The sequence below is a fragment of the Paraburkholderia sp. EG286A genome (genome assembly GCF_040965375.1).
GTDB lineage: Bacteria > Pseudomonadota > Gammaproteobacteria > Burkholderiales > Burkholderiaceae > Paraburkholderia.
This window is the reverse complement of sequence record NZ_JBFRCB010000001.1, coordinates 780172-804319: the sequence shown is the minus strand read 5'-3', so window position 1 is coordinate 804319 and position 24148 is coordinate 780172. Positions and strand designations below refer to the sequence as shown.

Sequence of the window (24148 nt, the reverse complement as noted above, 5' to 3'; positions counted from 1 at the left end):
AATTCGGATACCGATTCAACCGGAAGACGTCTCGATCACACCTGCTTCGGATACGAATACTTGAACGTCCCCTGCGCGCTCGCGATCAGCAAACGATCGTCCACCCACGCCTCGGCGCGCGCAAAGAAGATCGAACGGCCGCCGCGCTCCAGAAAGCCCTTCGCGCGCACGAACTGGCCAAGCCCCTTGTCGAGATAGTTGGTCGTGAGTGAGAGCGTAAAGCCATGACGCGGCGGGTCGCCAACCGGCGCGAAGAGCCCCGCGTAGCCCGCAGCGGCGTCGAGCAGCGTGGCAATCGCGCCGCCTTGCAGCACGCCCTGGCGATTGAGCTTCGAGGCGTCGATGGGCATCACGAGCTCCGCGTAGCCCTCGCGCCACTGCGCGACGCTCACACCGAGCGTTTCGAGAAACGGGTTGTCCACGGCGAATTGCGACATACGCTGTCTTCCTTGCATTATCTGGCGATGCGATTGATTATAGGGTGGCTGCCGCAATGCCGCAGCGGACCGCAGCGCCGCCCATACGACTGTTCAGCGAAATTCCGCGCAACTGTACATGGCCAGCGCTGCCGCGCCGCACAACACTGCCTGATGGCGCGCCGATCGCGCGCGTCTCACGCAACCCTCTTCAGGTAAAACCAGGTACTCAAGATGAACGACAACGCGCTCCACCCCGACCCGCTGGCCACTTCGCGCACAGCGGCGGCGGCGGCAGCGGCCGAGGCCGCGCCCGTGCCTTGCCCCAGCGTCGAAACGCTCGACCGCATCCTGCCCGAGGAACCGCTCCTCATGATGGGTGCGGGCCCCGTGCCGATTCCCGACGCCGTGGCCAAGGCCAATACCGTCGTCATCAATCACCTCGGCGACACCATGGCTCGCGTCATTCACCAGGTGAAGACGATGGCGCGTTACGTGTTCCAGACGCGTTCGAACTGGGTGCTCGGCGTGGCCGGCCCTGGCTCGGCGGCCATGGAAATGGCGATCTCGAACCTCGCGTGGCCAGGCACCCGCGTGCTCTCCATCGTCAACGGCTTCTTCAGCCAGCGCATGGCCGAAATGGCGGGCCGCGTGGGCGCCGAGGTCACGACGCTCGACGTGGCGAACCGCGAGATCGCCTCGCTCGAAGCCGTGGCGCAAGCCATCGAGCGCACGCGCCCCGCCGTCGTCACGATCGTGCACGGCGAAACCTCCAATACGGTATGGAACCGCGAGCTCAAGGAAATCGTGCAGCTCGCCAAGGCCGCCGGCGCGCTCGTGGTGGTGGACGCCGTCTGCACGCTGAGCACCATGCCGCTGGAAATGGACGCCTGGGGCATCGACGTCGTCATCACGGGCGGCCAGAAGGGCCTCTCCTCGATCCCTGGTGTGTCGCTCATCGCCTTCTCGGATGCCGCCTGGGAGCGCGTGCGCACGCGCACCGCGCCGAACACGCACTGGTGCCTCGACGCCATGCTCGCCGAAAACTTCTGGCACAACGCCGGCTATCACTACACCGCGCCCGTTTCAGGCGTGCTGGCGCTGCACGAAGCGCTGCGCCTCGTGTGCACGGAAACGCTGGAAAAACGCTTTGCGCGCCACCTGCGCTGCTCGCTCGCGCTCCAAAGCGGCGTGAGCGCGCTGGGCCTCGCGCTTTACACGCCGCAAACGTGCCGCCTGAATTCCGTGGTCGGCATCGAGCTGCCCGAGGGCGTCACCGCACGCGAGGTGTGCAATCACATCTCGCAGCAATACCAGGTGGAGATCGCCGGATCGTTCGGTCTCCCGATCGTTCGCATCGGGCAGATGGGCGAGCAGTGCCGCGAGCACAACCTCTTTCGCACCGTGCACGCGCTTGGCCGCACGATGAGCGATCTCGGCGTGAAAGTCGATCTGCCCGCCGGGGTTGCCGCGCTCGAAGAGTCGCTTTCGGCCGGTTCGCGCGAAGCGCGACGCTAAGCGCTTGCGGCGCCAGGCGCCGCTCGACCCCTCAAACGCGCCGTGCGCGCACGCAGATGAACGCCGGGGCCTGCGCCAGTTCCGCGTGCAGCGCCGGCGACACCGCCTTCATTTCCGGTTGTGGCATGGGCTCGAGCACACGGTCGATGGCCCAGCCCGCTTCCATGAGCGCGTTGAAGATATCGGCAAGCGGGCGCCTGAACGCTTCCACCCACGGCTTCGGCTCGCCGAAGCCGCCCCAATGCAGGCCGAATCGCGTCGTCTCGAAGTAGGTGCGCGATCCGCGCGTGCGCGTGTCGATCCAGTCGCGCATGGGATGGGACATCGAAAACACCAGCAGCGCGCCGGGGCGCGCCACGCGGTGAAACTCCTGAAACGTCGGCGCGAGGTGCTCGACGTAGTCGAGGGCCAGCGAGCACACGATGCGGTCGACCGAAGCACTCGCGAGCCATGCGAGCGGCCGCGCGAGGTCGCCCTGCGCGACGTCGACGGCGAGGCCAGCGCAACGCGCCTTCGCCAGTTCGACCATCGCGGGCGTGACGTCGAAGGCCTGCACGCGTGCGCCCTCGCGCGCCAGCTCCGCGCTCACGATGCCCGGACCGCAGCCCGCGTCGAGCACGTCGAGCCCCGCCACCGCGCCTAGCAGCGATCGTGTGGCGGGCCGCTCGTAGAGCGCGTTGTGCGGCTTGACGGGCGCCCGCTCCGCGTAACGGTCGGCGAATTGTGTGTAGTTGGCGCGGCCGGGGAGTTCGTTGGGGGTCTTTTCGTCGGTGGACATCAGAGCGGTGGGGTAGCGATTGGGTACGCTATTGTCCATCGTTTCGCACGGGCCGACCAACGCTGCACCCTGCACGGCGGGCCGCCCCGGGCCGCCTCCGCATCTTGCCCGCGAAAAACCCACGCAAACGCGACCCCGGTTATCATCGCGCTCTTGCGTGCGCGATCCCGATGCGCGCCGCATGACGCAACCGCAGGCAACTGAAAGCAACCGCAGGCAAACGATGTCCCCCATCCCCTTCGACGCCATCCTCTTCGACTGCGACGGCGTGCTCGTCGACTCAGAACGCATTACGCACGTGGTGCTCACGCAGATGCTGGGCGAACTCGGCTGGACGCTCACGGTAGACGAAGCCATGGGCATCTTCGTTGGTAAGGCCGTGAAAGACGAAGCCGCGCGCATCGAAGCGCATACGGGATTCGCGATTACCGACGCCTGGCTCGAAGGCTTTCGCGCGCGCCGCAATGAAGCGCTGGAGCGCGATCTCGTCGAGATCCCGGGCGCGCCCGCGGCCGTGCGTGCGGTGTACGCGGCCATGAACGGGCGCATCGCCGTCGCCTCGGGTGCGGACCGGCGCAAGGTCGAGTTGCAACTGCGCAAGGTGAACCTGCTCGGCTGCTTCGCAGGGCATATCTACAGCGGCCACGAAACGCCGCGCAGCAAGCCGCATCCCGATGTCTATCTCGCGGCGGCGGCCGGCCTCGGCGTGGCGCCCGCCCGCTGCGCCGTGATCGAGGACACGGTCACGGGCGCGCGCGCGGGCCTCGCCGCGGGCGCCACCGTGTTCGGCTACAGCCCGCCCGAGCCCGGCCACAGCAGCGCGCAGGCGCTGCTCGAGGCAGGCGTCGCGCACGTATTCACCGACATGGTGCAGCTTCCCGCCCTGCTTTCCCGCTGGTCAAATAGTTAAGCGCGTATAAAACAGCGCTAAAAGAGCCATGCGCCGCGCGCACTGTTGGCCGTACGCATCACCACGCATCAGATAGAAAGCAGGCTGCCGACGAGTCGCATACCATCCGATTCGTAGCGCTGCGAAAGAAAAAGATAGTTTGCTATCGAATCGCTTTGGGCTATGATCCGCCGATGTCGAATCTTCATACTTTACGCCTTGCGGTCAGCAGCACGCTCGTCGTGGCGGCACGCAAATGGCGGCGCACGACGCACGGCGCCCTCACCGCATACAACGTCTCCGAGGCATGCGCCGCGCCGCTGCTCACCGCCGGGCGCCTTGGCGAAGCCGTGCGCCAGGTGACGCTTGCGGAGCACGTGGGCATCGAAGGCCCTTCGCTCGTGCGCCTGCTCGACCAGCTCTGCGCCGCGGGCCTCGTGCGCCGCGACGAAGACCCCGACGACCGCCGCGCAAAAACGATCTCGCTCACGAGCGAAGGCCGCGCCGTGACCGAGCGCATGGAGGACGAGCTGCGCTCGCTGCGCGCCCGCGTGCTCAAAGGCGTGAGCCGCGCCGACCTCGAAGCGACGCTGCGCGTGCTCAACGCGTTCAACGCAGTTCCCCCCGCAGACCAGGCTGACCGGCCCTTACACGACTGAAAGCAGACAGCGGACTCATGACCTACCCCTCCATCCGCGACTGGCTCTTTTCGGTCAAGACCTTCGCCGCGTCGATGCTGGCGCTCTATATCGCGCTCAAATTCCAGCTGCCGCGCCCCTATTGGGCGATGGCCAGCGTGTACATCGTCTCGAACCCGTTCGTGGGCGCCACGCGCTCGAAGGCCCTGTACCGCGCGCTCGGCACCGCGCTCGGCGCGGCCGCCGCCATCGCGCTCGTGCCGCCCTTCGTCGAAACGCCGCTGCTCTTCAGCGCGATCGTCGCGACCTGGACGGGCACGCTGCTCTATCTGGCGATCTCCGACCGCACCGCGCGCAGTTACGTGTTCATGCTCGCGGGCTATACGATGCCGCTCATCGCGCTGCCCACCGTAACCGATCCCACCACCGTGTTCGACGTGGCGATCGCGCGCACGCAGGAAATCACGGTCGGCATCATTTGCGCGAGCGTGGTGGGCAGCAACATCCTGCCTAGCCGCCTCGCGCCCACGCTCATCGAGCGCGCCGACGCATGGTTCCGCGACGCCGCCTGGTACGGCAGCGAAACGCTCTCGGGCCATATTGCGGGCAAGGCGCTTTCGGCCTGCCGTCAACGTCTCGCCGCCACGGTCAACCAGCTCGAATTCCTGCTGAGCCAGTTGAGCTACGACCACACGCACCCCGAGATCCTCGAGCGCGCCGAGTCGCTGCGCGGACGCATGCAGCTCTTTCTGCCGATGATCTCCGCGCTCGCCGACCCGCTCGTCGCGCTGCGCCGCGATCTGCACGTGTGGCCGGAGGGCCTCGACAGCCTGCTCGCCGACGCGGCGCGCTGGTTCGACGAGCCGCTGCCCACGCGCGCCGCCGAGATGCACGACGACGCGGGCGACCCGACCGCAGAGAATCTGCGCAAGCGCATCGCGACGCTGCAGCCCGCGCGCGACGCGCTTTCGAGCTGGGAAGGCGCGCTGCTCTCGAACGCGCTCTGGCGGCTCGGCCAGGTGATCGACGTGTGGCAGGACTGCCGCGCGCTGCGCGCGCTCATCGCGCACGAAGCAAAAATCGGCTCGTGGCGGCCGCGCTATCGTCACTGGCGCCTTGGCGGCACCGAACGCTTCTACGATCGCGGCCTCATGCTGTTCTCGTGCCTCGTGCCGGTGAGCGCGATTCTCGTGGCCTGCTGGCTATGGGTCAGCTCGGGCTGGCACGACGGCGCGGGCGCGGTGACCCTCGCGGCCGTGGCCTGCTGCTTTTTTGCGGCATCCGACGAGCCCGCGCCGCTGGTGTTCCGCTTCTTCCTCGCCACCGCGGCGAGCGTGGTATTCGCGGGCCTTTATCTATTCGTCGCGCTGCCCAAGGTGCACGACTTCGCGATGCTCGTGCTGCTGTTCGCGGGCCCGTTCATCCTGATCGGCACGCTCATTCCGCGCCCGGCCTTCAACATGGTGACGATGCTCGTGGCCGTGAACACGGCCACCTTCATCAGCGTGCAGAGTGCTTACGAGTCGGACTTCTTCGTCTTCCTGAACAGCAATATTGCCGGCGTGGCGGGCCTGCTGTTCGCCTATCTGTGGACCCGCGTCACGCGCCCGTTCGGCGCCGAACTCGCGGCGCGGCGCCTCCTGCGCTCGAGCTGGAGCGACGTCGCGCTCTCGGCATCGCCCACGCCGATCGCGGACCAGCGCAATCTCACCTCGCGCATGGTCGATCGCCTCATGCAGCTCATTCCGCGTCTCGCCGCTTCCGACGAGCACCGCCATCCGTCGATCGAGAGCTTCCGCGACCTGCGTATCGCGCTCAATTCGCTCGATTTGCGGCGCTCGCGCCACAAGCTCGACGGCGACGTGCCCGACGCGATCGACCGCGTGCTCGCGGGCGTCAGCGACCACTATGCGCGCTGCGCGCGTGCGAGCGAGCGCCAGGACGCCCCGTCCGCGCTGCTCTCCAGCATCGACGACGCCATGCGACGCGTCGCGGCTCGCGCGCGCGCGCAACTGCCGCCCGCCACGCTTGCCGACGCCGATGCCCAGCCCGCGCCGCGCGCGCTCGTCTCGCAGCGCTGGCTGCGCGACACGCTGCACGCGCTGGTGGGCCTGCGCATCGCGCTCTATCCGGCGCTTGCGGCGCAATCGCCTTCCAACCCGGAGGCCACGGCATGAGCGCGCGTCCCTCTCATCCTTTTTCGAAACCCGCATCATGATCGGCGAAATCGATATCTTTGGCGTGTTCGTGCCCGCCGTGCTCGTGCTGATGCTGATCGCGTACCTCATCAATGTCGTGATCGGCAAGGTGCTCACGCGCGTCGGCTTTTACCGGCTCGTGTGGCATCGTTCCATTTTCGATCTCGGCATCTATGTCTTCGTGCTGGCTGCCGTCATCATCGTGTCGCATCGCTTCGTGAATTAACGTGAACGTGAAAAAAACCTGGTTCTCCGCAGGACAGATCCTGCTGACGCTCATCGTCGTCGTGGTCGCCGCCCTCGTGCTGTGGCGCATCGTCAATTACTACATGTTCTCGCCGTGGACGCGCGACGGCCGCGTGCGCGCCGACGTGATCCAGGTCGCGCCCGACGTGGGCGGACTCATCACCCGCGTCGACGTTGCCGACAACCAGCAGGTCAAGCAAGGCCAGGTGCTGTTCGTGATCGACCAGGCGCGCTACTCGCTCGCGCTGCGCCTCGCCGAGGCCACGCTCGAGCAGCGCAAGGCCACGCTCGCCCAGGCGAAGCGCGAATACGCGCGCAATATCGCGCTCGGCAATCTCGTGGCGGCGGAAACGCTCGAGGAAAGCCGCACGCGCGTCGATCAGGGCGAAGCCGCAGCGGCCGACGCCCAGGTCCAGGTCGACACCGCCAGGCTCAATCTTCAGCGCACGACGATCGTGAGCCCCGTGGACGGTTATTTGAACGACCGCGCGCCGCGTGTCGGCGAGTACGTCACGGCGGGCCGCGCGGTGGTCGCCGTCGTGGACATGCATTCGTTCCGCGTGGACGGTTACTTCGAGGAAACGCGCCTGCACGGCATTCAGATCGGCCAACCCGTGGAGATCACGGTGATGGGCGAGACGCGCCCGCTGCGTGGTCATGTGCAGAGCATCGTCGCGGCGATCGAGGACCGCGACCGCCAGGCGGCGCCGAACCTGCTGCCCAACGTGAATCCGGCGTTCAGCTGGGTGCGTCTCGCGCAGCGCATTCCGGTGCGCGTGGCGCTCGACGAAGTGCCCGCCGATTTCCGCATGATCGCGGGCCGCACGGCAACCGTGGCCGTGCGCACCGAAGCGAACAACGACCGCCAGGCCGCCCACGCGAACAACGCCAGCGGCGCCGTCGCTTCGCAGCCCGCCACGGGTGCGAGCGCCCCCACCGCTTCCCAGGCTGCCGGAGCTTCGCAATGACACGCCGTAGTTTCTGGCGCCGCCGCTTTTCGCCCAACGTCTGGCCCAACCTCGCGCTCGCGCCGCTCACGCTCGCGCTGGGCGCGTGCATCACGCTCGGTCCCAACTACCACGTGCCGCAGGAAGCCGTGGTCAATGCGCCGCTCGCGCAAGGCCCGATCGACGGCGCGGACCGCGCGCCCGTCTCGCAACTGGGCGTGCCCGCCAACTGGTGGCAGCTTTACGACGACCCCACGCTCAACGAACTCGTGCAGGAAGCGTTGAAGTCGAACACGGACCTGCGCGTGGCGGCGGCGAATCTCGCGCGCTCGCGTGCAGCCGTCGACGTCGCCAACGCACAGGGCGGCTTCTCGGGCAACGCACATGCCGCGGCCGAGCGCGCGCAGGTGTCGGGCGAGCAATTCCTCCTGTTCGAAAAGGTGCCTGTCGCGACGCTGGGTGACCTCGGCGTCAACATCTCGTATGAATTCGACCTGTTCGGCAAGCTTAGGCGCGGCGTGGAAGCCGCGCGCGCCGACGACGCAGCCGTCGAAGCCGCAGCCGATCTCGCGCGCATCACCGTGGTCGCCAACGTGGCGCAGGCTTACGTGGAATCGTGCTCGGCCGCCGAGGAACTGGAGATCGCGCAGGAATCGCTCAAGCTGCAGAACGAGCGCGTGGCGCTCACGAAGCGCCTGCGCGACGCGGGCCGCGGCAACCAGCCCGACGTGACGCGCGGGCAGACCCAGGCCAACACGATCGCCGCCGATATCCCGCGCTTCGAGGGACGCCGGCGCGTGGCCCAGTATCAGCTCGCCATGCTGCTCGCACGCGCGCCCAGGGACCTGCCGCCCGCCGCGCTCGCGTGCAAACGCCTGCCCAGGCTCAAGCAGCCGATTCCCGTCGGTGACGGCGCCGGGCTCCTCAAGCGCCGCCCCGACGTGCGCGAGGCCGAACGCCAGCTCGCGGCATCGACGGCGCGCATTGGCGTGGCGATCGCCTCGATGTACCCCGACGTCACGTTCGGCGCGGGCGTGGGCACGATCGGCCTGACCAGCGACCTGTTCACCCCCGCGACCAATGCGTGGTCGTTCGGACCCCTGATCAGCTGGACCTTCCCGGTCAACGGCCAGCGCGACCGCGTGCGCGCCGCGGAGGCCGCGACGGGCGGCGCGCTCGCGCACTTCGACGGCGTCGTGCTCAACGCGCTGCGCGAAACGCAGTCGAGCCTCGCGACCTATGCCGCCGACGACCAGCGCGCCGATGCGCTGCGCACGGCCTATACGTCCGCACAGCAGTCGGCGGACGAAACGCATCGTCTCTATGCGGCGGGCCGCGAACCGTTCCTCTCCGACCTCGACGCCACGCGCACGCTCACCACCGTGCACGCACAGGTCGCCGCGGCCGAAGGCCAGGTCGCGCTCGACCAGGTGCGGTTGTTCCTCGCGCTCGGCGGCGGCTGGGAAGGCAATCAGCAAACGCTGCAGCAGCAAGGGGCGCAAGGCAGCCAGCCGGCATCAGCGGCACCGGCGGCCACCGCCGCGACTGCGCCCGCGAATTAAGCTGGCCTCTCCTTCAGCGCGCCACGCCGCTTTGCGCGGCGTCGGCGCGCATCGACTTCTGTGGCTTCGCAAGCGCGCCGCGCACCTCGAAGCGCACGGTATCGGTGACCTGCCCGCTCGCATCGACGAGTTCGAGCGTGTGCTTGCCCGGCCAGGGCAGCCACGCGACGCGCGCGGCGCCGCCCAGCGCCTTGCCGTCCAGGCGCCAGTTCACGCGCGCGCTCGACCCCGTGGCACGCTCGAACCAGACGCGCTGACGCTGCGCGGGAATGTCGGGATCGAGCGCGAAAATGGTGCCGTCCACGGGGCTGCCGATTTGCGCGGGCCCACGCGCGAGATCGGCGGCATTCGATGCGAGACCCACGAGCGGCGTAGACGTGCCCGCGATGAACCACTCGTTGCGGGAGGGCTCCACGGCATTGGCGAACTGCACGCGCACGCGCTCGACGCCCGGCGGCGCGGCCGGCGCGACACTCGGCATGCGCCGATGCAGATAGCCGACGATGGCGGCCCACACCGGCGCCGCGCCCGTGACGCCCGACACGTCCCACATGGGCGAGCCATCCGCGTTGCCGACCCACACGCCCACCGTATAGCGCGACGTGAAGCCCACGGTCCAGTTGTCGCGCATGTCCTTGCTCGTGCCCGTCTTGACCGCGGAAAACATGCGCGTATCCAGCGGACTGTCGAAATCGAAAGTGCGCGTGCGCGCATTGTTGTCGGCGAGGACGTCGGTGACGATGAACGCGGACTCGCGGCTGAAAACCCGCTTTGACGCGCTATTCGATGCGGCCTGCGCAGGCGCAGGCAATTCGGCGATCGGGCTCGCGACGCCGCCATTGGCCAGTGCGCGATACGCGTTCGTGAGCGTGACGAGGCTCACATCCGCGCTGCCCAGCGCGAGGCTGAAGCCGTAGTAGTCGCCCGCCTGCGTGAGCGGCAGGCCGAGCGCCGTGAGCGTCTTCGCGAACCGGTGCGGCGTCACCATCACGAGCGTACGCACGGCCGGCACGTTCAGCGACGAGCCGAGCGCAGTGCGCACGCTCACCCAGCCCTTGAATCCCTTGTCGTAGTTCTGCGGCATGTAGAGGCCGCCGCCCGCCGCGAGATCGAGCGGGGCGTCGTCGAGCAGCGAGGCAGTCGTCACGCGGCGCTCGTCAATGGCCTCGGCGTAGAGAAAAGGCTTGAGCGTCGAGCCCGCCTGGCGCAGCGCGAGCGCCGCGTCGACCTCGCGCGCCTTCGACAGGCCGCCTGACGACCCGACCCACGCGAGCACTTCGCCCGTTGCGTTGTCGAGCACGACGACCGCGCCGTCCTGCACATTGCGCGGATGGGCGCGCGCATTGAGTTCGATGAGCGTGCGCGTGAGCGTGTCGCGCGCGTAGCGTTGCAGGTTCGCGTCGAGCGTCGAGCGCACGCGCATGCCGGGCGCGGGATGCACGGCGTTGGCGATCTGGCGCGCGAAGTGGGGTGCCAGCTGCGGCGAGTTTTCGCTGCGCCCGTCGAACGAGGGATCGTCGGCAGCGATGGCCGGGCGCGCGAACGCCATCTGAACGAAGGCATCGAGATTCGGGCAGCCGTTATCGACGTTCGCCGCATGCATGTCGCGCAGGATGCGGCACGCGCGCGTGGCGACCTTCGTATAAGGCGCGTTGGGCGCGCGGATCAGCGCGGCGGCGACGGCCGATTCGCGTTCGTCGAGGCCCGACGGCGCCTTGCCGAAGAGCGTTTGCGAAAGCGCGGCAAGACCCACGGTCTCGCCGCGGAACGGCACGAGGTTCAGATACGCCTCGAGAATCTGGTCCTTGCGCCAGGTGCGTTCGAGCCGCAGCGCGTCCACGGCTTGCACGGCCTTTTGCGCGAGCGAGCGCTGGCCCGAGTGCTTCGGGTCGTCGTCGAGCAGGCCCGTGAGCTGCATCGTGACCGTGGATGCCCCGCGCGTGCGTGTACTCCAGAGGTTCGCCCACGCGGCGGCAGTCGCGCCGCGCCAGTCCACGCCGCTGTGCTCGTAGAATCGTTTGTCCTCCGAAACGACGATCGCCTCGCGCAGCGCCGGCGACACGTCGGCGAGCGCGACCCAGTCGCCACGCCTCGCGGTATGCTCCACCCGCGTGCGCTGCAACGGCGTGCCGTCGCGCGCCAGCAGCACCCAGTCGGAGCTTTGCCACTGGCCGCGCACATCATCGAAAGTCGGCAGGGCGAACGCGGGCAGCGGCAGCAGCACGAGGCACAGCGCGGCAACGCCGAGTGCCCCCGCCGCGCGATGCCGGAGCGCGTAGGGACCGCTCATGGCGCCGCCTTCACGACCACCGGCGCATTCGGCGCGACGCCGAACGTGGCCGGCGCGTAGAGCGCCTCCACGCGCGTGGGCGGCAACCCGAAGGTGCCGACGTTGTTGAGCCGCACCGTGTACTCCACCGTGACCTTGCCCTTCGGCAGAAACTCGTAGTACGCGCGATAGCCGTCGAAGCCGCGCTCGATGAACGCGGGCCACGGACCGTTCTCGTCCTGCTTCTCGCCCTGCGTCGCCACGGCCGAATCGCGCCCGAGTCCGGAGCCCAGGATCGTCGTGCCCGCAGGGATCGGGTCGTTCACGACGACCCACGTCATGTCGGTCTGCGCGTCGATGTCGAGGCGCACGCGTACGACGTCGCCGCGCGTGTACACGCCCTTCACGGCGGCGCTCACCGGCGTGATGGTCTTCGTGATGCGATAGCCCGCCGCGAACGGCGCACGCAAGGCGACCGCCGCGAGGCTTTCCACCGTGGCCCACGGTTTGCCGCTCCCTTCCTGTGTCAACGTGAGGGGCACGGCCGCGTTCTGCTTTGGCCATGCGAGCAGCGTGCTGCGCGCGGGCGAATTGCGCGTCGCCGCCGTGGCCCCGCTGGCGCCCGACGCCGCTTGCGCCGCCGCTTGCGCCGCCGCGTTCCAGCCGACGAGGCGAGACGTATCGCCGAGCTGGATCTTCGTCGCGCCCGTCACCGGATCGTGCTCGAACACGCGCGAGAAGCGCTCGACCGCGAGCGAGCCGTACGCGTTCGCCGTCGTCGTGCTCCAGGCGCCGTTGCGTTGCAGCGCGAGCAGGCCCGCCACGAGCCGCGGCATTTCCTCCTTCCACGCGGGGTTGTCGACAAAGGCCAGCGCGAGGCGCGCCGCGTTGACCTCCGTGCCCGTCATGAGCCACCACAAGTCGTCTTCGGCGGCCGTCGAGAAGGTCAGCTGCGTGCCCTGCCACGTGAGCCGCGCGCGCAGGATCTGCTCGAGCTGCGCCAGTTTCTCCGCGCGATCCGGCACGTCGCGCATGCGCGCGAGACTTTCCGCATAGTCGATCACCGCCGACGTGGGCCACTGGTTCGGCGCGATCTCGATCGAGCCGAACTGGCGCGCGTTCGCCGCGCCGTAGCGCGACAGCGCGTCGATAGCGGCCAGCTTGCGCAGATCGAGGTCGCGGCGCGGCGCCCACGCATTGCGCTCGACGCGGCCTTCCACGAAGCGCGTGAGGCCCTCCACCATCTTGCTGCGCAAGGCGTCGGGAAGCGCGAAGCGCGGGTCGAGCTTCGACGCCTCGTCGCTCACCGTGAGCAGATACGCGGTGAGCGCGGTGCTGCCACGGCTCGCGCTGTCGTCGGCGGGCGGGAAGTAGTTCGCGAGGCCGTCGCGGTCCAGATACACCGGCAGGCGCGCAAGTTCCGCCTGCCAGCGCGCGGGGTCGCGCAAGCCGATCGCGATCGACGTCTGCTGCTCGAGGCAGGAATACGGGTAGCGCGTGAACCAGCGGCGCACGCCGGGCAGGCCGTCCGCGAGCTTCGGCTGCAGCGACACCGCAATGCCGCCACGTACCGTGCCGGCACGCGTCATGCTCGCGTTGGCCGGCGGCGCAACGGGAATCGAGAGCGTGCCGTCCACCTGCGCGAGCGTGGCCTGCTGCACCGTCACGGGTATCGCCGCGCTCACCTGCTGCGCGAGCTTCACCGCATCAGCCGCATGCGCGCCGCCCTGCTCCGTTGCGCTCACGTTCCACGCGAGCGCGGGCCGTTCCGCTTCGGCGAGATCGTCGGGAACCGCGACGGTCCACGCAATCTCACGCGAGGAATTGGGTGCGAGGTTCACGCTCTGCGCGGCAAGCGCGAGCGGCGGCACGTTCGGCGTGACCAGCACTTTCATCGCGCGCGGGGTCGTATTGCGCAGCGTGAACTGCGCGCGGAAGGTGTCGCCCTCGCGCACCTGCGGCGGCAGGCCCGAGATCAGCTGCAGGTCCTGCGTGCTCTCGATGGTCGCGCTGCCCGTGCCGAAGCGCGCCACCCCGCTCGCCGCAATCGCGACGATGCGAAAACGCGTGATCGAGTCGTTCAGCGGCACGCTCACTTGCGCCTCGCCCTTCGCATCGAGCGTGACGCGCGGGTTCCAGTAGAGCAGCGTGTCGAAGAGTTCGCGCGTCGCGCCATGCCCGCCGCCGCCGCCCGCCGGCACCGCCTTGCGCCCGAAGTGCCGCCGCCCGACGATCTCCATTTGCGCCGTCGCCGTCTCCACGCCGTAGGCGCGTTGCTGCAGCATGGCGTCGAGCAGATCCCAGCTGCGGTTGGGCATCAGTTCGAGCAGTGCTTCATCCACGGCCGCCACGGCGATCTGCGTACCCGCCGGCACCGCCTGGCCGCCCGGCAACTGCACGCGCAACTGGACGTGCGACGTCGCGCGAACCGCGTAGCGTTTCGCGTCGGGCGTCACGCTCACCGCGAGGCGGTGCGCCGCGTCGCCCACGCGGATTTGCGCGAGCCCGTAACGGAAAGCCGGCTTCGAAAGATCGACGAGCGGCGTGGGCGCCTCGTACTGGCGCCCCTCGTACCAGAACGCACGCGCCCATTCGAGCGGCGCTTTCCATCCCCAGGTGAAGAACGAATACCACGGCACTTCGTGAATGCGCCCACGCAGCGCGAGTACCGAAACGTAGACGTTGGGCCCCCACGCGTCGCTCACCTTCAGTTCGACGGTCGGGTCGCGCCCGTCGAGTTGCACCACGTGCGTTTCGATGATGCCCTCGCGCTCCACGGCGACGAGCGCCGTCGCGAAGCGGAATGGCATGCGCACCTGGAAGCGCGCGGTCTCGCCGGGTTCGTAGCTCGTCTTCTCGGGCAGCACGTCGATGCGGTCCGTGTTCTCGCTGCCGAACCAGAGTTCGTCCTCGCGCGTGACCCATACCGAGGTCGTCGCCGTAGAGGCATGGCCGTCACCGTCGCGCGCCGTAGCCACGAGCTGGATGTTGCCCGCCTCCTTGAGCTTCGCGTCGCAGGTGAGCAAGCCGTGATCGTCGCTCGTGCCGCTGCACAGCGTGCCGAGATCGCGCGTTTCCGTGTGGTTGTCGTAGGCGTAGAAACCGCCCACCATGCGCTTGCGCGAAGTCGTCGTGATCTTCGCCACGCCGCGCACTTCGAGCTTCACGCCCGCGTGCGGCTTGCCCTGCAGATCGAGCGCGAGCGCGGTGACCGGCACGGTATTGCCCACGGAGACCCAATGCCCCGACTTGATGCCCGCCACCACGGCAGCGGGCCAGAGTGTGGCCGCGCCGCTGACGGTCTGCACCTCGCCGTTCGGGTCCGCGAAAGTCGCTTCGAGCGCGAGGCGCTTCGGCGCGTCCACGGCCGGCAGGTTCTTCAGCACGAGCGTGCCTGCGCCGTTGCGGTCGAGCGTGAGCGGCTCCTTGTCGGCGACGAGCTTCGCGACCTCGTTGTCCTCCCGTGGGCCGCTGTCCTCGTCTTCAGACGTGTTGTCGGCCTGGTTCGCGCTCACATACGGCGCGAAACTGAAATCGCTGTACGTGCCGGCGAACGACGGCGTCGTGTCCTTCACGAGCGCCGAAACCTGCACGGGCAGATTCGAAGCCGCGCCGCCCGACACATAATCGATCTGCACCGCCACGCTCGCCTGGGTAGCGGCGACGAGCGGCGACGTCTTCTCGTTCTGCACCGCGATCGTGCCCTTGAGCACCGGCAAGCGGAACGCTTCCACGCGGAAGCTGCCGCTGTCGTAGCTCATATGAATGGCGTCCGCGCTGTTGTCCGCTTTGTCGTTGCCGTCGCTGGCCGTGCTCGCGTTCGCGTTCGCGTCGCCGTCGTCGAGCGAGACGTCGTATTCGCCGAGCTTCGCTTCGGGCGGCAACACGAAGGTCGAGTCCGCCGTATGGTCGGCGGCCCACTTGAGCGGCAGATGCCAGGTCTGCCCGCTGCCGGTATGGCGTATCGTCACGCGCGTGGGGTACTGCTGCGGGAGCGCGAAGCCATGCATCGTCTGGGCGCGGATGAAGTGTTTCATCGACACCGTCTCGCCCGCGCGCAGCAGCGTGCGGTCGAACACGGTATGCGCGCGCACCGTGGGCTGCAGGCTCGTGTCGGTCGGCACATTGAAGCGCCACGACTCGATGCCGCGATTCCAGTCCGATTGCACGAAGGCCATGTCGGGGCCCGTTTTCGGGTCGTCGATGCGCGCCGAAACGAACAGCCCGCTAAAGCTGTTTTCGCCGCAGTCGCGACGATTCGACAGCGGCCCGTCTATCGTCAGGAGTCCATGGGAATCCGTCTTTCCCGTGGCGATCGTCTCGCCATTGCAATCCGATACATGCACGTCGGCGCCTGCGACCGGCTCGCCCTTGTCGAGCGAGGTGACCCACACCACGCTGTTCTCGCGACCCTGCTTGAAGTGCACGCCCAGATTGGTGACGAGCACGGCCGTGCGCACGTACATTTGTGCCGGCTTGCCGAGCAGCGACGCGCCCAGCGCAGGCGAAGCGAGTTCAATCACGTAGAAGCCCGGCTTCGGCACGGGTATGCCCACCACTTCGAACGGCCGCAACGCCTTTGGGTCGGCCTTGGGCAGCGTGAGGGTCTGCACGCCGGACTGGCCGTCGAGCAGCGAGAGCGAGCGCACGTCGATGATGCGCGCCTTCGCGTCGTCGTCACCCTCGCCCGTCGTGCGCGGAATCACCACGGGCGACTTCGCGCGCGCGAGCAGCCCCGGCATCAGCTTGTCGATCGACGTTTCGCTCATGCCAAAATTGTCGAACTGGTCGACGAGGCGCATCCAGCGGCGCATGTCGGCATCGGACTGCACCGCGAGCCTGGCGAACTTCGCCTCGCCCGCGTTGAGCCCCTGCACGTGCAGGTCGGCTTCGACGTTGCGCAGCGTGACCGGCACGAGCGGCGGCGTGCCCGGCTCCGCATAGCGCTCGATGATGCCGAAGGTCGAGGACGGAAATTTCGCGAGCGGCGGCATCGGCGCGGTCGCCGTATGCAGCGGGAACAGATCGGCGTTCGCGAGCGCTCGCCCGCTGACGTCCTCGAGGCCGGCGGGTGCGGTGATCGTGAGCGTCGCGCGCTCTGGCAACGGCGCGGAGAACGAGATCGAACTGACTTCGTTGTTCTTGTCATCGGGGCGGAAAGTCGGCGCGACCTCCCCCTTCGGCCCTTGCAGACGGAACTTCTGCGCGTCGGCGCGCGCAATCGGCGCGCTCAGGTCGATGCGCAGGGGCCGCAGCGGCGTGCATGGCGCCTTCGCATTCTCGCGCTCGCAACTCATGCTCGCGGTGAACGGCTCGCGCACCGTGAAATCGAAGCGGCGCTCCACGTCGTTGGGCGTGCCGTTCGGTCCGAGCACACCCTTGCCGTACACGAGCTGCATCTTCGCGCTGGAGGGCAGCGTTTGCTGGCAGGTGAGCGTGAGCACGCTCCCGCTGTCCTTTTCGAGCCGGAAGTGTTTGAGCAGCGCCGCGCGCGTGGACGCATCGACGGGCTGCACCGGAATGCGGTTGCCGAGTCCACCCGACTCGCACCACACGTGTTCGCGCACGGAAGCCGGCGTGGCGGGACCATTGAGCTTCAGCACGAATGCCTGGTTTTCCTCTATTTCGCCACCGTAGGGACGTACGCTCAGCGGGAACGGGCCGCCCGTGGAGAACGTGAAACGGCGCACGCCCGTCACTGCGTTGCCCGCCTGCGATTTGAGCGCGTCGACGAGCGTGACGCTGCATTGCACGTCGGGCGGCAGATCGGCGGCGAAATCGTACGCCCACGTTTTCCCGTCGATCCAGCGACCCTGGCCCGCGCTGGCCGCCGCGTTGCTGCATTGCAGGCGCGCGGGGTCCTTCGCATCGGGCGCCCCGAACGCCACCATGGCCTCGTCGAACTTCACCACCACCTGGCGCACCTGCGCCACGGTGCCCTGCGGCGACACGCTCACCGCGCGCGCGGCATAGGCGCGCCACGCCCACGCCATGCTCAAGCCCAGCACCAGGGCAAGCGCCAACGTCCACCACCCGCGAGTTGTTCGTGTTATTCGTTGCATCGACCGGTCCTCGTTTGCACGCGCGCCGCGTGGCCATTGCCGGGCGGCGTGCGGTGAATGGTACAGGGCGCCGCGCGCCCGCGCGCCAGGAATGGCCGCCCGCGCCCCCATGCGGGCGGCTCGCGAAGAACGCGAGCGCCGGCGCGCAGCTTGCCGCGAATCGGGAAATCGCGATATCGGAAACCGCTGAAATTGCGAACGGGCTAAGGCGAAGGGAGGACTGCGGGGAAGAGGCTAGCCGGGCTTGCGGACGCGAGCCGGTGAGAGTGGGAGTGAGGATGCGCTGGGACGGCGGCCGCGCCTCGCGGCTCGCCATGGACCGCGGGCGGCCACTGGCCGCCCGCAATACATCGGACTACATGGCTTCGCGGTACCGCGCCGCCGGCTGCGACTGGCCGAAGTTCGCGAACATTGCAGACCGCGCGGCTTCGTAATCGTCCCACTGCTGCGCGTCGGGCAGCGGCGGGATCGTCACCGTCTCGCGCCGGTCGAAGCCCACGAGCGCCGCGTCGACGAGATCGTCCACTTCCATCACGGCCGGCAGTGCATTCACGTCCTTGCCGGAGCGCTCCCAGATTTCGGTGCGCGTGGCGCCGGGTACGACGGCCTGCACGTACACGCCCTTGCCGCCGAGTTCCAGATTCAACGACTGCGAGAAATACAGCACGAACGCCTTCGTCGCGCCGTACACGCTCGAACGAAACTCGGGTGCGAGGCCAATGACGGAACCGACATTCACGATCGCCCCCTTGCCTTCGCGCGCGAAACGCGGCGCGACTGCCGCGGCGAGGCGCGCAACCGCCGTGACGTTCAGACCGATGAGGCCGGCCACGGCGTCCGGGCCCTGTTCGACGAAGGTGCCCGGCAGGCTCGCACCCGCGTTATTGATCAGCACACCGATGCGTGCGTCGTCGGCGAGGCGCGCCTCCAGCAGCGCAAGGTCGGCGTGCGAGGCCAGATCGGCGCGCACGACTTCCACGTTCACGCCATCGCGCTCGCGCAGGCGCGCCGCGAGGTCTTCCATGCGGGCGCGATCGCGCGCCGCCAGCACGAGGTCATGACCGCGCTTTGCGAAACGGTCGGCGTAGACGGCGCCGATACCCGTGGACGCGCCAGTGATCAGGACAGCAGGTTTAGCAGACATCGAAACTTCTCCTTGGGGATTCCGTTTACATGATGAACGTCATGTAAACGGAATCATGATGACCATCATGTATAATGTCAAGCGTCGAATGATGGAAAGCGGAGAGAACAATGAGGGTCAGTCGCGAACAGGTGGAAATGAATCGCCAGCAGATCCTGCAAGCCGCCGGCCGGCTCTTTCGCGAGCGCGGCTACGATGCGGTGACCGTCGCGGACGTGATGAGCGCCGCCGGGCTGACGCACGGCGGCTTTTATGGCTATTTCAAGTCGAAGGACGAGTTGATCGCGCAAACGCTCGCCCACGTCTTTGCCCAGGGCGAAGGCGGCGATTCCGATCTGGTGCGCTATGCGGCGCGCTACCTCAGTGCCGAACATCGCGACAACGTGGCGGACGGCTGTCCGACCGCGGCGCTCGCCGCCGAAACCGCGCGGCAAACGCCGCAAGCGCGCGCCGTCATGGCGGCCGGTCTGGAGCGCCAAATCGAGCGTCTGAGCGGGGGTATGAACGGCGCCGGCGCCGCGGTGGCGCGCCAGGCGGCGATCGGCGGCTGGGCCGCGATGGTGGGTGCAGTCGTGCTTGCGCGGCTGTGCGACGATCCCGCGCTATCGAACGAGATCCTCGAGTCCACGCGCCTGTGGATAGTCGAGCGTGCGGCGCCGCGAGACTGAGACTGAACGTGGCCGCTCTGTGTGCCGCATGCGCAGGCGGGAAACGAATCAGCCCGCAACGGTGCGCCTTCGCGCCGTTGCGGGCTGATAGTCATCATGCGGCATGAATCGGCTTCCTGCCGCGGTCAAACTCAATGCGCGTTATATACCGGCGGCGAATAGCTGCTAACCGCGCCATCGGTACGCGCACCGCTTTGCGACGAGCCACTCGTAGCCGGGCCATAGCCGGTTGCCTGCGCAACGGCCCCACCGCTTTGCGCGTTCACGCGCGCCTGGGCCCGTTGCAGATCATCGGGGTAATACAGATCGTTCACCGAGGGACGATAACCCGCGGCTTCGAGCTGCTTCAGTTCACTACGCACTTGCGCACGCGTCACAGGACCATTGGTGCCTTGCGACTGTGCAAACGAAATGGCCGGCACTGCAAGCACGGCAGCGATCGCAACGGCCTTGATGAGCGTTCTCATGACTAACCTCCAGTAACTTGAAATCGGCGCAGTTGCTTGTCTGCATCCGTTGGCTACAAGTCTAGGAACGTTGGCCTCGCGAATAAATGCTGCAAAAGCGAATTTACTATTCCCGCAGCGCACCTAATCGGCTTTCATTGCTTCAATGCATAAGCTTCTATCCGGATGGAATATGGAACACGTGTGCAACGCACTGTGCCACTCTGATGCATGATAGGAACTCTTCCGAATCTTCGATGAGGGGGCAGCAATGGCGACGTGGCAACCGGACCCGACCTTCTACCCGTCTGCGCGCATGGCAGGCGAAGCCCCGCCGGAGACCCTGGCATACGTCGCCAGCTTCGACCCCACGCGCAGCGTGCCCGATTCGCTCGACGTGGTCGATCTGGACCCGCGCTCGCCGGAATTCGGGCGCATCGTGCATCGGCTGGCAATGCCCAACGTCGGCGACGAGCTCCACCATTTCGGCTGGAATGCCTGCAGTTCGTGCCTGTGCCCCAACGCCCCCCACGCGCATACCGAGCGCCGCTATCTCGTCGTGCCCGGGCTGCGCTCCTCGCGCATTCATATCGTCGATACCCGGCCTGACGCGCGCCGCCCGCATATCGCGCGCGTGCACGAGCCCGAGAGCGTCGCGCAGCGCGCGGGCTACACGCGTCCGCACACCGTGCATTGCGGGCCGGATGGCATTTATGTGACGTCGCTTGCGAACGCGCAGGGCGAGGCGCCCGGCGGCGTTTTCCTGATGGACCACGAGAGTTTCGACATTCTCGGCCAGTGGGAGATCGACCGCGGCCCGCAGCAGCTCGCCTACGACGGCTGGTGGCACCTCGGCTACGACACGCTCGTGACGAGCGAGTGGGGGCTGCCCGCGACCTTCGAGAACGGCCTCGTGCCCGAGGTCCTGCTCGGCGGCCAGTATGGCCATCGTTTGCACTTCTGGGATCTGCACACGCGCCAGCACAAGCAGGTGCTCGACTTCGGCGCCGAAAACCAGCTCGTGTTCGAGCTGCGCCCCGCGCACAACCCCACGCGGCCCTACGGTTTCGTGAACTCCGTGATCAGCCTGAAGGACCTCTCGGCCTCGATCTGGCAGTGGTATCTCGACGGCGACCAGTGGGCCGCACGCAAGATCATCGAAATTCCGGCCGAGCCGGCCGATCCCGAGCATCTGCCGCCCATGCTCAAGGGATTTGCGGCCGTGCCGCCGCTTGTCACCGATATCGCGCTCTCGCTCGACGACCGCTTCCTCTACGCGGCGTGCTGGGGAACGGGCGATTTGCGCCAGTATGATGTGTCGGACCCTGAGAATGCGCGCCTGACGGGTTGCGTGCGCATCGGCGGCATCGCAGCGCGCGCGGCGCATCCATTCGCGCCCGAACGCGCGCTGAACGGCGGCCCGCAAATGGTGGAAGTGAGCCGCGACGGCCGGCGCGTCTATTTCAGCAACTCGCTGTATGGCGCGATCGACGCGCAGTTCTATCCCGAAGGCATCGACGGCTGGATGGTGAAACTCGACGCCGCGCCCGAAGGCGGGCTCGAATTCGACGAGCGCTTCTTCGTCAAATGGCCGAAGTCGCACCGGCCGCACCAGATCCGGCTCGAAGGCGGCGACTGCTCATCCGATTCGTACTGCTACCCATAAGCGCGGAGCACGATATGGAGGAGGTCTTCGGCGCGCACTGGGGCACCTGGGCAGCCGTGGTGGGCAGCGGCGTCTTCCACGGCGTGAATCCGGCGATGGGCTGGCTCTTCGCGACCGCGCTCGGGCTGCAGCGCGGCAGCCGCACGGCGTTGCTGCTCGCCTTGCCGCCCATCGCGCTCGGTCACGCCGCGTCCATTCTGCTATTCACGAGTTCCACGGCGGCGCTGGGCGCGCATCTGCCGGGCGCGGCGCTGCACGGGTGCCTGGGCGCACTCCTGATCGCGTGGGCCGCATGGCAGTACGCGTATGGGCATCGGCACCGCGTGCGCGTGGGGATGACCGTGGGCTTTGCCGGGCTTGTGGCGTGGTCCGCGTTAATGGCCACGCTGCACGGCGCGGGACTCATGCTGATGCCCGCCATGCTGCCGCTGTGCGGTGGGGCGGGCAGCGCGGCGGGCCTTGCGAACCCGCTTGCGCTTTCGTTTGCGTTCACCGCGCTGCATACCGCCACGACGCTCGCCACCACGGCCGTCATCGCGCTGCTCGCCTACGAGTATCTCGGTCTTGGCGTGCTGCGGCGAGGCTGGATCAACTTCGACTGGCTCTGGCGCGGGGCGCTCGTGGCAACCGGCACGCTGATGATCGCCACGGCGTGAGCCGCCGGCTCAACTCTTCGCCGGATAGTCCGTGCCGAGGCTCAACTCGCGCCACGCCTCGATATCGGCAAGCGCCGCGCGCAAGCGGTTCGCCACCGCATCGACGCCGAATGCACCGAGCACGAGATGCCGCGGCGGCTTGTCGGTTTCCGTGATGCGTATCATCGCCTGCGCCGCGCGCACCGGATCGCCCGGCTGATGCCCGCTGCCTTGCGCCGTGCGCTGCATCCGCGCGCCCGCCGTTTCGGCGTAGTCGTCGATACGGTTCGCCGTTTGCACGAGCGAGCGGCCTGCCCAGTCCGTGCGAAACGGCCCCGGCTCCACGCAGGTCACCTTGATGCCGAGCGGCGCGACTTCCGCCAGCAGCGAATCGGAGAAACCCTCCACGGCGTGTTTCGAGGCCGCGTAGTAGCCAGAACCCGGAAAGCCCGCGAGCCCCGCCACCGACGTAATGTTGACGACGTGGCCCTTGCGGCGCGCGCGCATGCCCGGCAGCACCGCGCGCGTGAGCGCGAACAGGCCGAACGCGTTGGCGTCGAACTGCGCGCGGATCTCGCGCTCCTCGCCCTCCTCGATCGAACTCTGATAGCCGTAGCCCGCGTTGTTGACGAGCACGTCGATCGCGCCGAACTGCTTCTGCGCGGCCGTGACGGCGGCGTCGATTTGCGCGGCGTCGGTCACATCGAGCGAGACGGGCAGCAGGCAGTCGCCGGCCTCGGGCGCGAGATCGTCGAGCGACGCCTTGTTGCGTGCGGTCGCCACGCAACGCCAGCCGCGCGCGAGCACCGCGCGGGCGAGCTCGCGGCCAAAGCCGGTCGAACAGCCGGTCACGAACCAGACCGGCGACGCATTCGGGGAATCAACGGACATGGGAAGGCCTCCCGGAAGAAGGGGCAGACAGGGCTGCCGAAGACAGGGGAAAGCGGAAGATGGCGCCGCCGCACGAAGCAGGTCGCTTTCGAACGCATGCGCAGCCTTTGATGATACCGGTCACGCAAGAACTCTGCTGGCGCGCCCGTGGGTCCGTGGGCCCGCGCCGATGAACGCCTGCGCCGATCGCCCGTCCCATGTACCATACGGCGCCTGGCGCCCCGAATTTCAGCGCCACGCATCCACTGTCATTTGCCGGAGAAGAAACCCGATGTCCACCGTCACCACGCCCGCACGACCCGCTGCCGATCTCGCCGATGCCGTGCGCGCCCTCGAAGCGCGCTATGGCACGCCGTGGTCCGCGCCGCTGCCGGCCTGGAACGAAACGCTCGACACGCTGCTCGCGCACCGCTCGGTGCGCAACTACGCAGACCGTCCGCTGCCCGCTGGCACGCTCGAAACGCTGATCGCCGCGGCGCAATCGGCCTCGACCTCGTCGAACCTGCAAACGTGGAGCGTGGTTGCCATCGAAAGCCCCGAACGCAAGGCGCGCCTCGCCGAGCTTGCGGGCGGCCAGTCGCACGTTCGCGCCGCGCCGCTCTTTCTCGTGTGGCTCGCGGACCTCTCGCGCCTCGAAGCGGCCGGCGCGCGCAGCGGGGCGAGCGTCGAAGGTCTGCACTACATGGAGACGCTCGTCGTCGGCATGATCGACGCGGCGCTCGCTGCACAAAACGCCGTGGTCGCGCTCGAATCGCTCGGCATGAGCGCCGTGTATATCGGCGGCATCCGCAATCAGCCTGAGCAGGTGGCCGCGGAACTGGGCCTGCCGCCGCGCGTGCTCCCCGTATTCGGCATGTGCGTGGGCTATCCCGACGAAACTCGCCCTGCGGATGTGAAGCCGCGCCTGCCGCAGGAGGTCGTGCTCCACCGCGAGCAATACGACGCGCCTTCGCAGGCAGCCGCGATTGCCCGCTACGACGAAGTCATGGGCGGCTTCCAGACCGCCCAGGGATTGAGCGCGGCAGGCTGGACCGTGCGATCGCTCGCGCGCTGGCGCAGCCGCGAGTCGCTGCACGGCCGCGACCGCCTGCGCGACGCGCTCAACGCCCTCGGCTTCGAGCTGCGCTGAACGCACCGGCACGCCGCGGGACATTTCAGGCAACGAAGCACGCCAC

The 24148-nt window shown here is 68.1% G+C and carries 18 protein-coding genes; 11 read left to right on the top strand and 7 right to left on the bottom strand.

The features are described 5' to 3' along the window. Positions 1–35: 35 nt before the first annotated feature. Positions 36–437: a PaaI family thioesterase gene (locus tag AB4Y35_RS03630; protein WP_368703356.1), complete on the bottom strand. Its 402-nt coding sequence runs from the start codon at positions 435–437 to the stop codon at positions 36–38. A gap of 351 nt (positions 438–788) precedes the next feature. Here AB4Y35_RS03630 and AB4Y35_RS03625 point away from each other — a divergent pair, with 351 nt between their 5' ends. Beyond that, a complete protein-coding gene (locus AB4Y35_RS03625) occupies positions 789–1934 on the top strand; it encodes an alanine--glyoxylate aminotransferase family protein (protein WP_368703840.1) in 1146 nt (381 codons plus the stop codon). A 31-nt stretch (positions 1935–1965) separates the two neighbouring features. Here the strand turns inward: AB4Y35_RS03625 and AB4Y35_RS03620 are convergent, their stop codons facing one another. Continuing rightward, the gene (locus AB4Y35_RS03620; RefSeq protein WP_368703839.1) at positions 1966–2712 is read right to left on the bottom strand and encodes a class I SAM-dependent methyltransferase; all 747 of its coding nucleotides are present in this window, start codon (positions 2710–2712) and stop codon (positions 1966–1968) included. 223 nt (positions 2713–2935) lie between these two features. Here AB4Y35_RS03620 and AB4Y35_RS03615 point away from each other — a divergent pair, with 223 nt between their 5' ends. The 6 genes from AB4Y35_RS03615 to AB4Y35_RS03590 all read left to right on the top strand — a co-directional run bounded on the left by AB4Y35_RS03615 (position 2936) and on the right by AB4Y35_RS03590 (position 9192). Further along, positions 2936–3622: an HAD family phosphatase gene (locus AB4Y35_RS03615; protein WP_324155459.1), complete on the top strand. Its 687-nt coding sequence runs from the start codon at positions 2936–2938 to the stop codon at positions 3620–3622. A gap of 173 nt (positions 3623–3795) precedes the next feature. Beyond that, on the top strand, positions 3796–4260 hold the full coding sequence (locus tag AB4Y35_RS03610) for a MarR family winged helix-turn-helix transcriptional regulator (RefSeq protein ID WP_069266182.1): 465 nt from the start codon (positions 3796–3798) through the stop codon (positions 4258–4260). Between the two features lie 17 nt (positions 4261–4277). Then, positions 4278–6416, top strand: a complete 2139-nt coding sequence (locus AB4Y35_RS03605; RefSeq protein ID WP_342918687.1) for an FUSC family protein — start codon at positions 4278–4280, stop codon at positions 6414–6416. Positions 6417–6453: 37 nt separating this feature from the next. Then, entirely contained in the window at positions 6454–6663 is a 210-nt protein-coding gene (locus AB4Y35_RS03600; RefSeq protein WP_027818583.1) for a DUF1656 domain-containing protein, read from the top strand. 7 nt (positions 6664–6670) lie between these two features. After that, entirely contained in the window at positions 6671–7651 is a 981-nt protein-coding gene (locus AB4Y35_RS03595; protein WP_368703838.1) for an efflux RND transporter periplasmic adaptor subunit, read from the top strand. Next, on the top strand, positions 7648–9192 hold the full coding sequence (locus AB4Y35_RS03590) for an efflux transporter outer membrane subunit (RefSeq protein WP_368703355.1): 1545 nt from the start codon (positions 7648–7650) through the stop codon (positions 9190–9192). Before AB4Y35_RS03595 ends, AB4Y35_RS03590 begins: the two co-directional genes overlap by 4 nt. A gap of 13 nt (positions 9193–9205) precedes the next feature. Here the strand turns inward: AB4Y35_RS03590 and pbpC are convergent, their stop codons facing one another. The 3 genes from pbpC to AB4Y35_RS03575 form a co-directional block, all read right to left on the bottom strand. After that, positions 9206–11482, bottom strand: coding sequence for a penicillin-binding protein 1C (gene pbpC, locus AB4Y35_RS03585; RefSeq protein WP_368703354.1), 2277 nt, complete (start codon positions 11480–11482; stop codon positions 9206–9208). Further along, on the bottom strand, positions 11479–17523 hold the full coding sequence (locus tag AB4Y35_RS03580; RefSeq protein ID WP_368703353.1) for an MG2 domain-containing protein: 6045 nt from the start codon (positions 17521–17523) through the stop codon (positions 11479–11481). The genes pbpC and AB4Y35_RS03580 overlap by 4 nt, the downstream gene beginning before the upstream one ends. A gap of 355 nt (positions 17524–17878) precedes the next feature. Next, entirely contained in the window at positions 17879–18667 is a 789-nt protein-coding gene (locus tag AB4Y35_RS03575; RefSeq protein WP_368703352.1) for an SDR family NAD(P)-dependent oxidoreductase, read from the bottom strand. 110 nt (positions 18668–18777) lie between these two features. On the opposite strand from AB4Y35_RS03575, the gene AB4Y35_RS03570 reads away from it, so the two are divergent. Further along, a complete protein-coding gene (locus AB4Y35_RS03570) occupies positions 18778–19335 on the top strand; it encodes a TetR/AcrR family transcriptional regulator (protein ID WP_368688221.1) in 558 nt (185 codons plus the stop codon). Positions 19336–19466: 131 nt separating this feature from the next. Here AB4Y35_RS03570 and AB4Y35_RS03565 read toward each other — a convergent pair whose 3' ends face one another. Next, positions 19467–19802 carry a DUF4148 domain-containing protein gene (locus tag AB4Y35_RS03565; RefSeq protein ID WP_342918681.1) on the bottom strand — a complete coding sequence of 112 codons (336 nt, stop codon included), beginning with the start codon at positions 19800–19802 and terminating at the stop codon, positions 19467–19469. Between the two features lie 250 nt (positions 19803–20052). Here AB4Y35_RS03565 and AB4Y35_RS03560 point away from each other — a divergent pair, with 250 nt between their 5' ends. Further along, the gene (locus AB4Y35_RS03560; protein WP_368703351.1) at positions 20053–21447 is read left to right on the top strand and encodes a selenium-binding family protein; all 1395 of its coding nucleotides are present in this window, start codon (positions 20053–20055) and stop codon (positions 21445–21447) included. Between the two features lie 14 nt (positions 21448–21461). Further along, positions 21462–22103: a hypothetical protein gene (locus AB4Y35_RS03555; protein ID WP_368703350.1), complete on the top strand. Its 642-nt coding sequence runs from the start codon at positions 21462–21464 to the stop codon at positions 22101–22103. Positions 22104–22112: 9 nt separating this feature from the next. Here AB4Y35_RS03555 and AB4Y35_RS03550 read toward each other — a convergent pair whose 3' ends face one another. Next, complete coding sequence (locus AB4Y35_RS03550; RefSeq protein WP_368703349.1) at positions 22113–22973, bottom strand: oxidoreductase; 861 nt, start codon at positions 22971–22973, stop codon at positions 22113–22115. A 271-nt stretch (positions 22974–23244) separates the two neighbouring features. On the opposite strand from AB4Y35_RS03550, the gene AB4Y35_RS03545 reads away from it, so the two are divergent. Continuing rightward, complete coding sequence (locus tag AB4Y35_RS03545; protein WP_368703348.1) at positions 23245–24102, top strand: NADPH-dependent oxidoreductase; 858 nt, start codon at positions 23245–23247, stop codon at positions 24100–24102. Positions 24103–24148 lie beyond the last annotated feature (46 nt).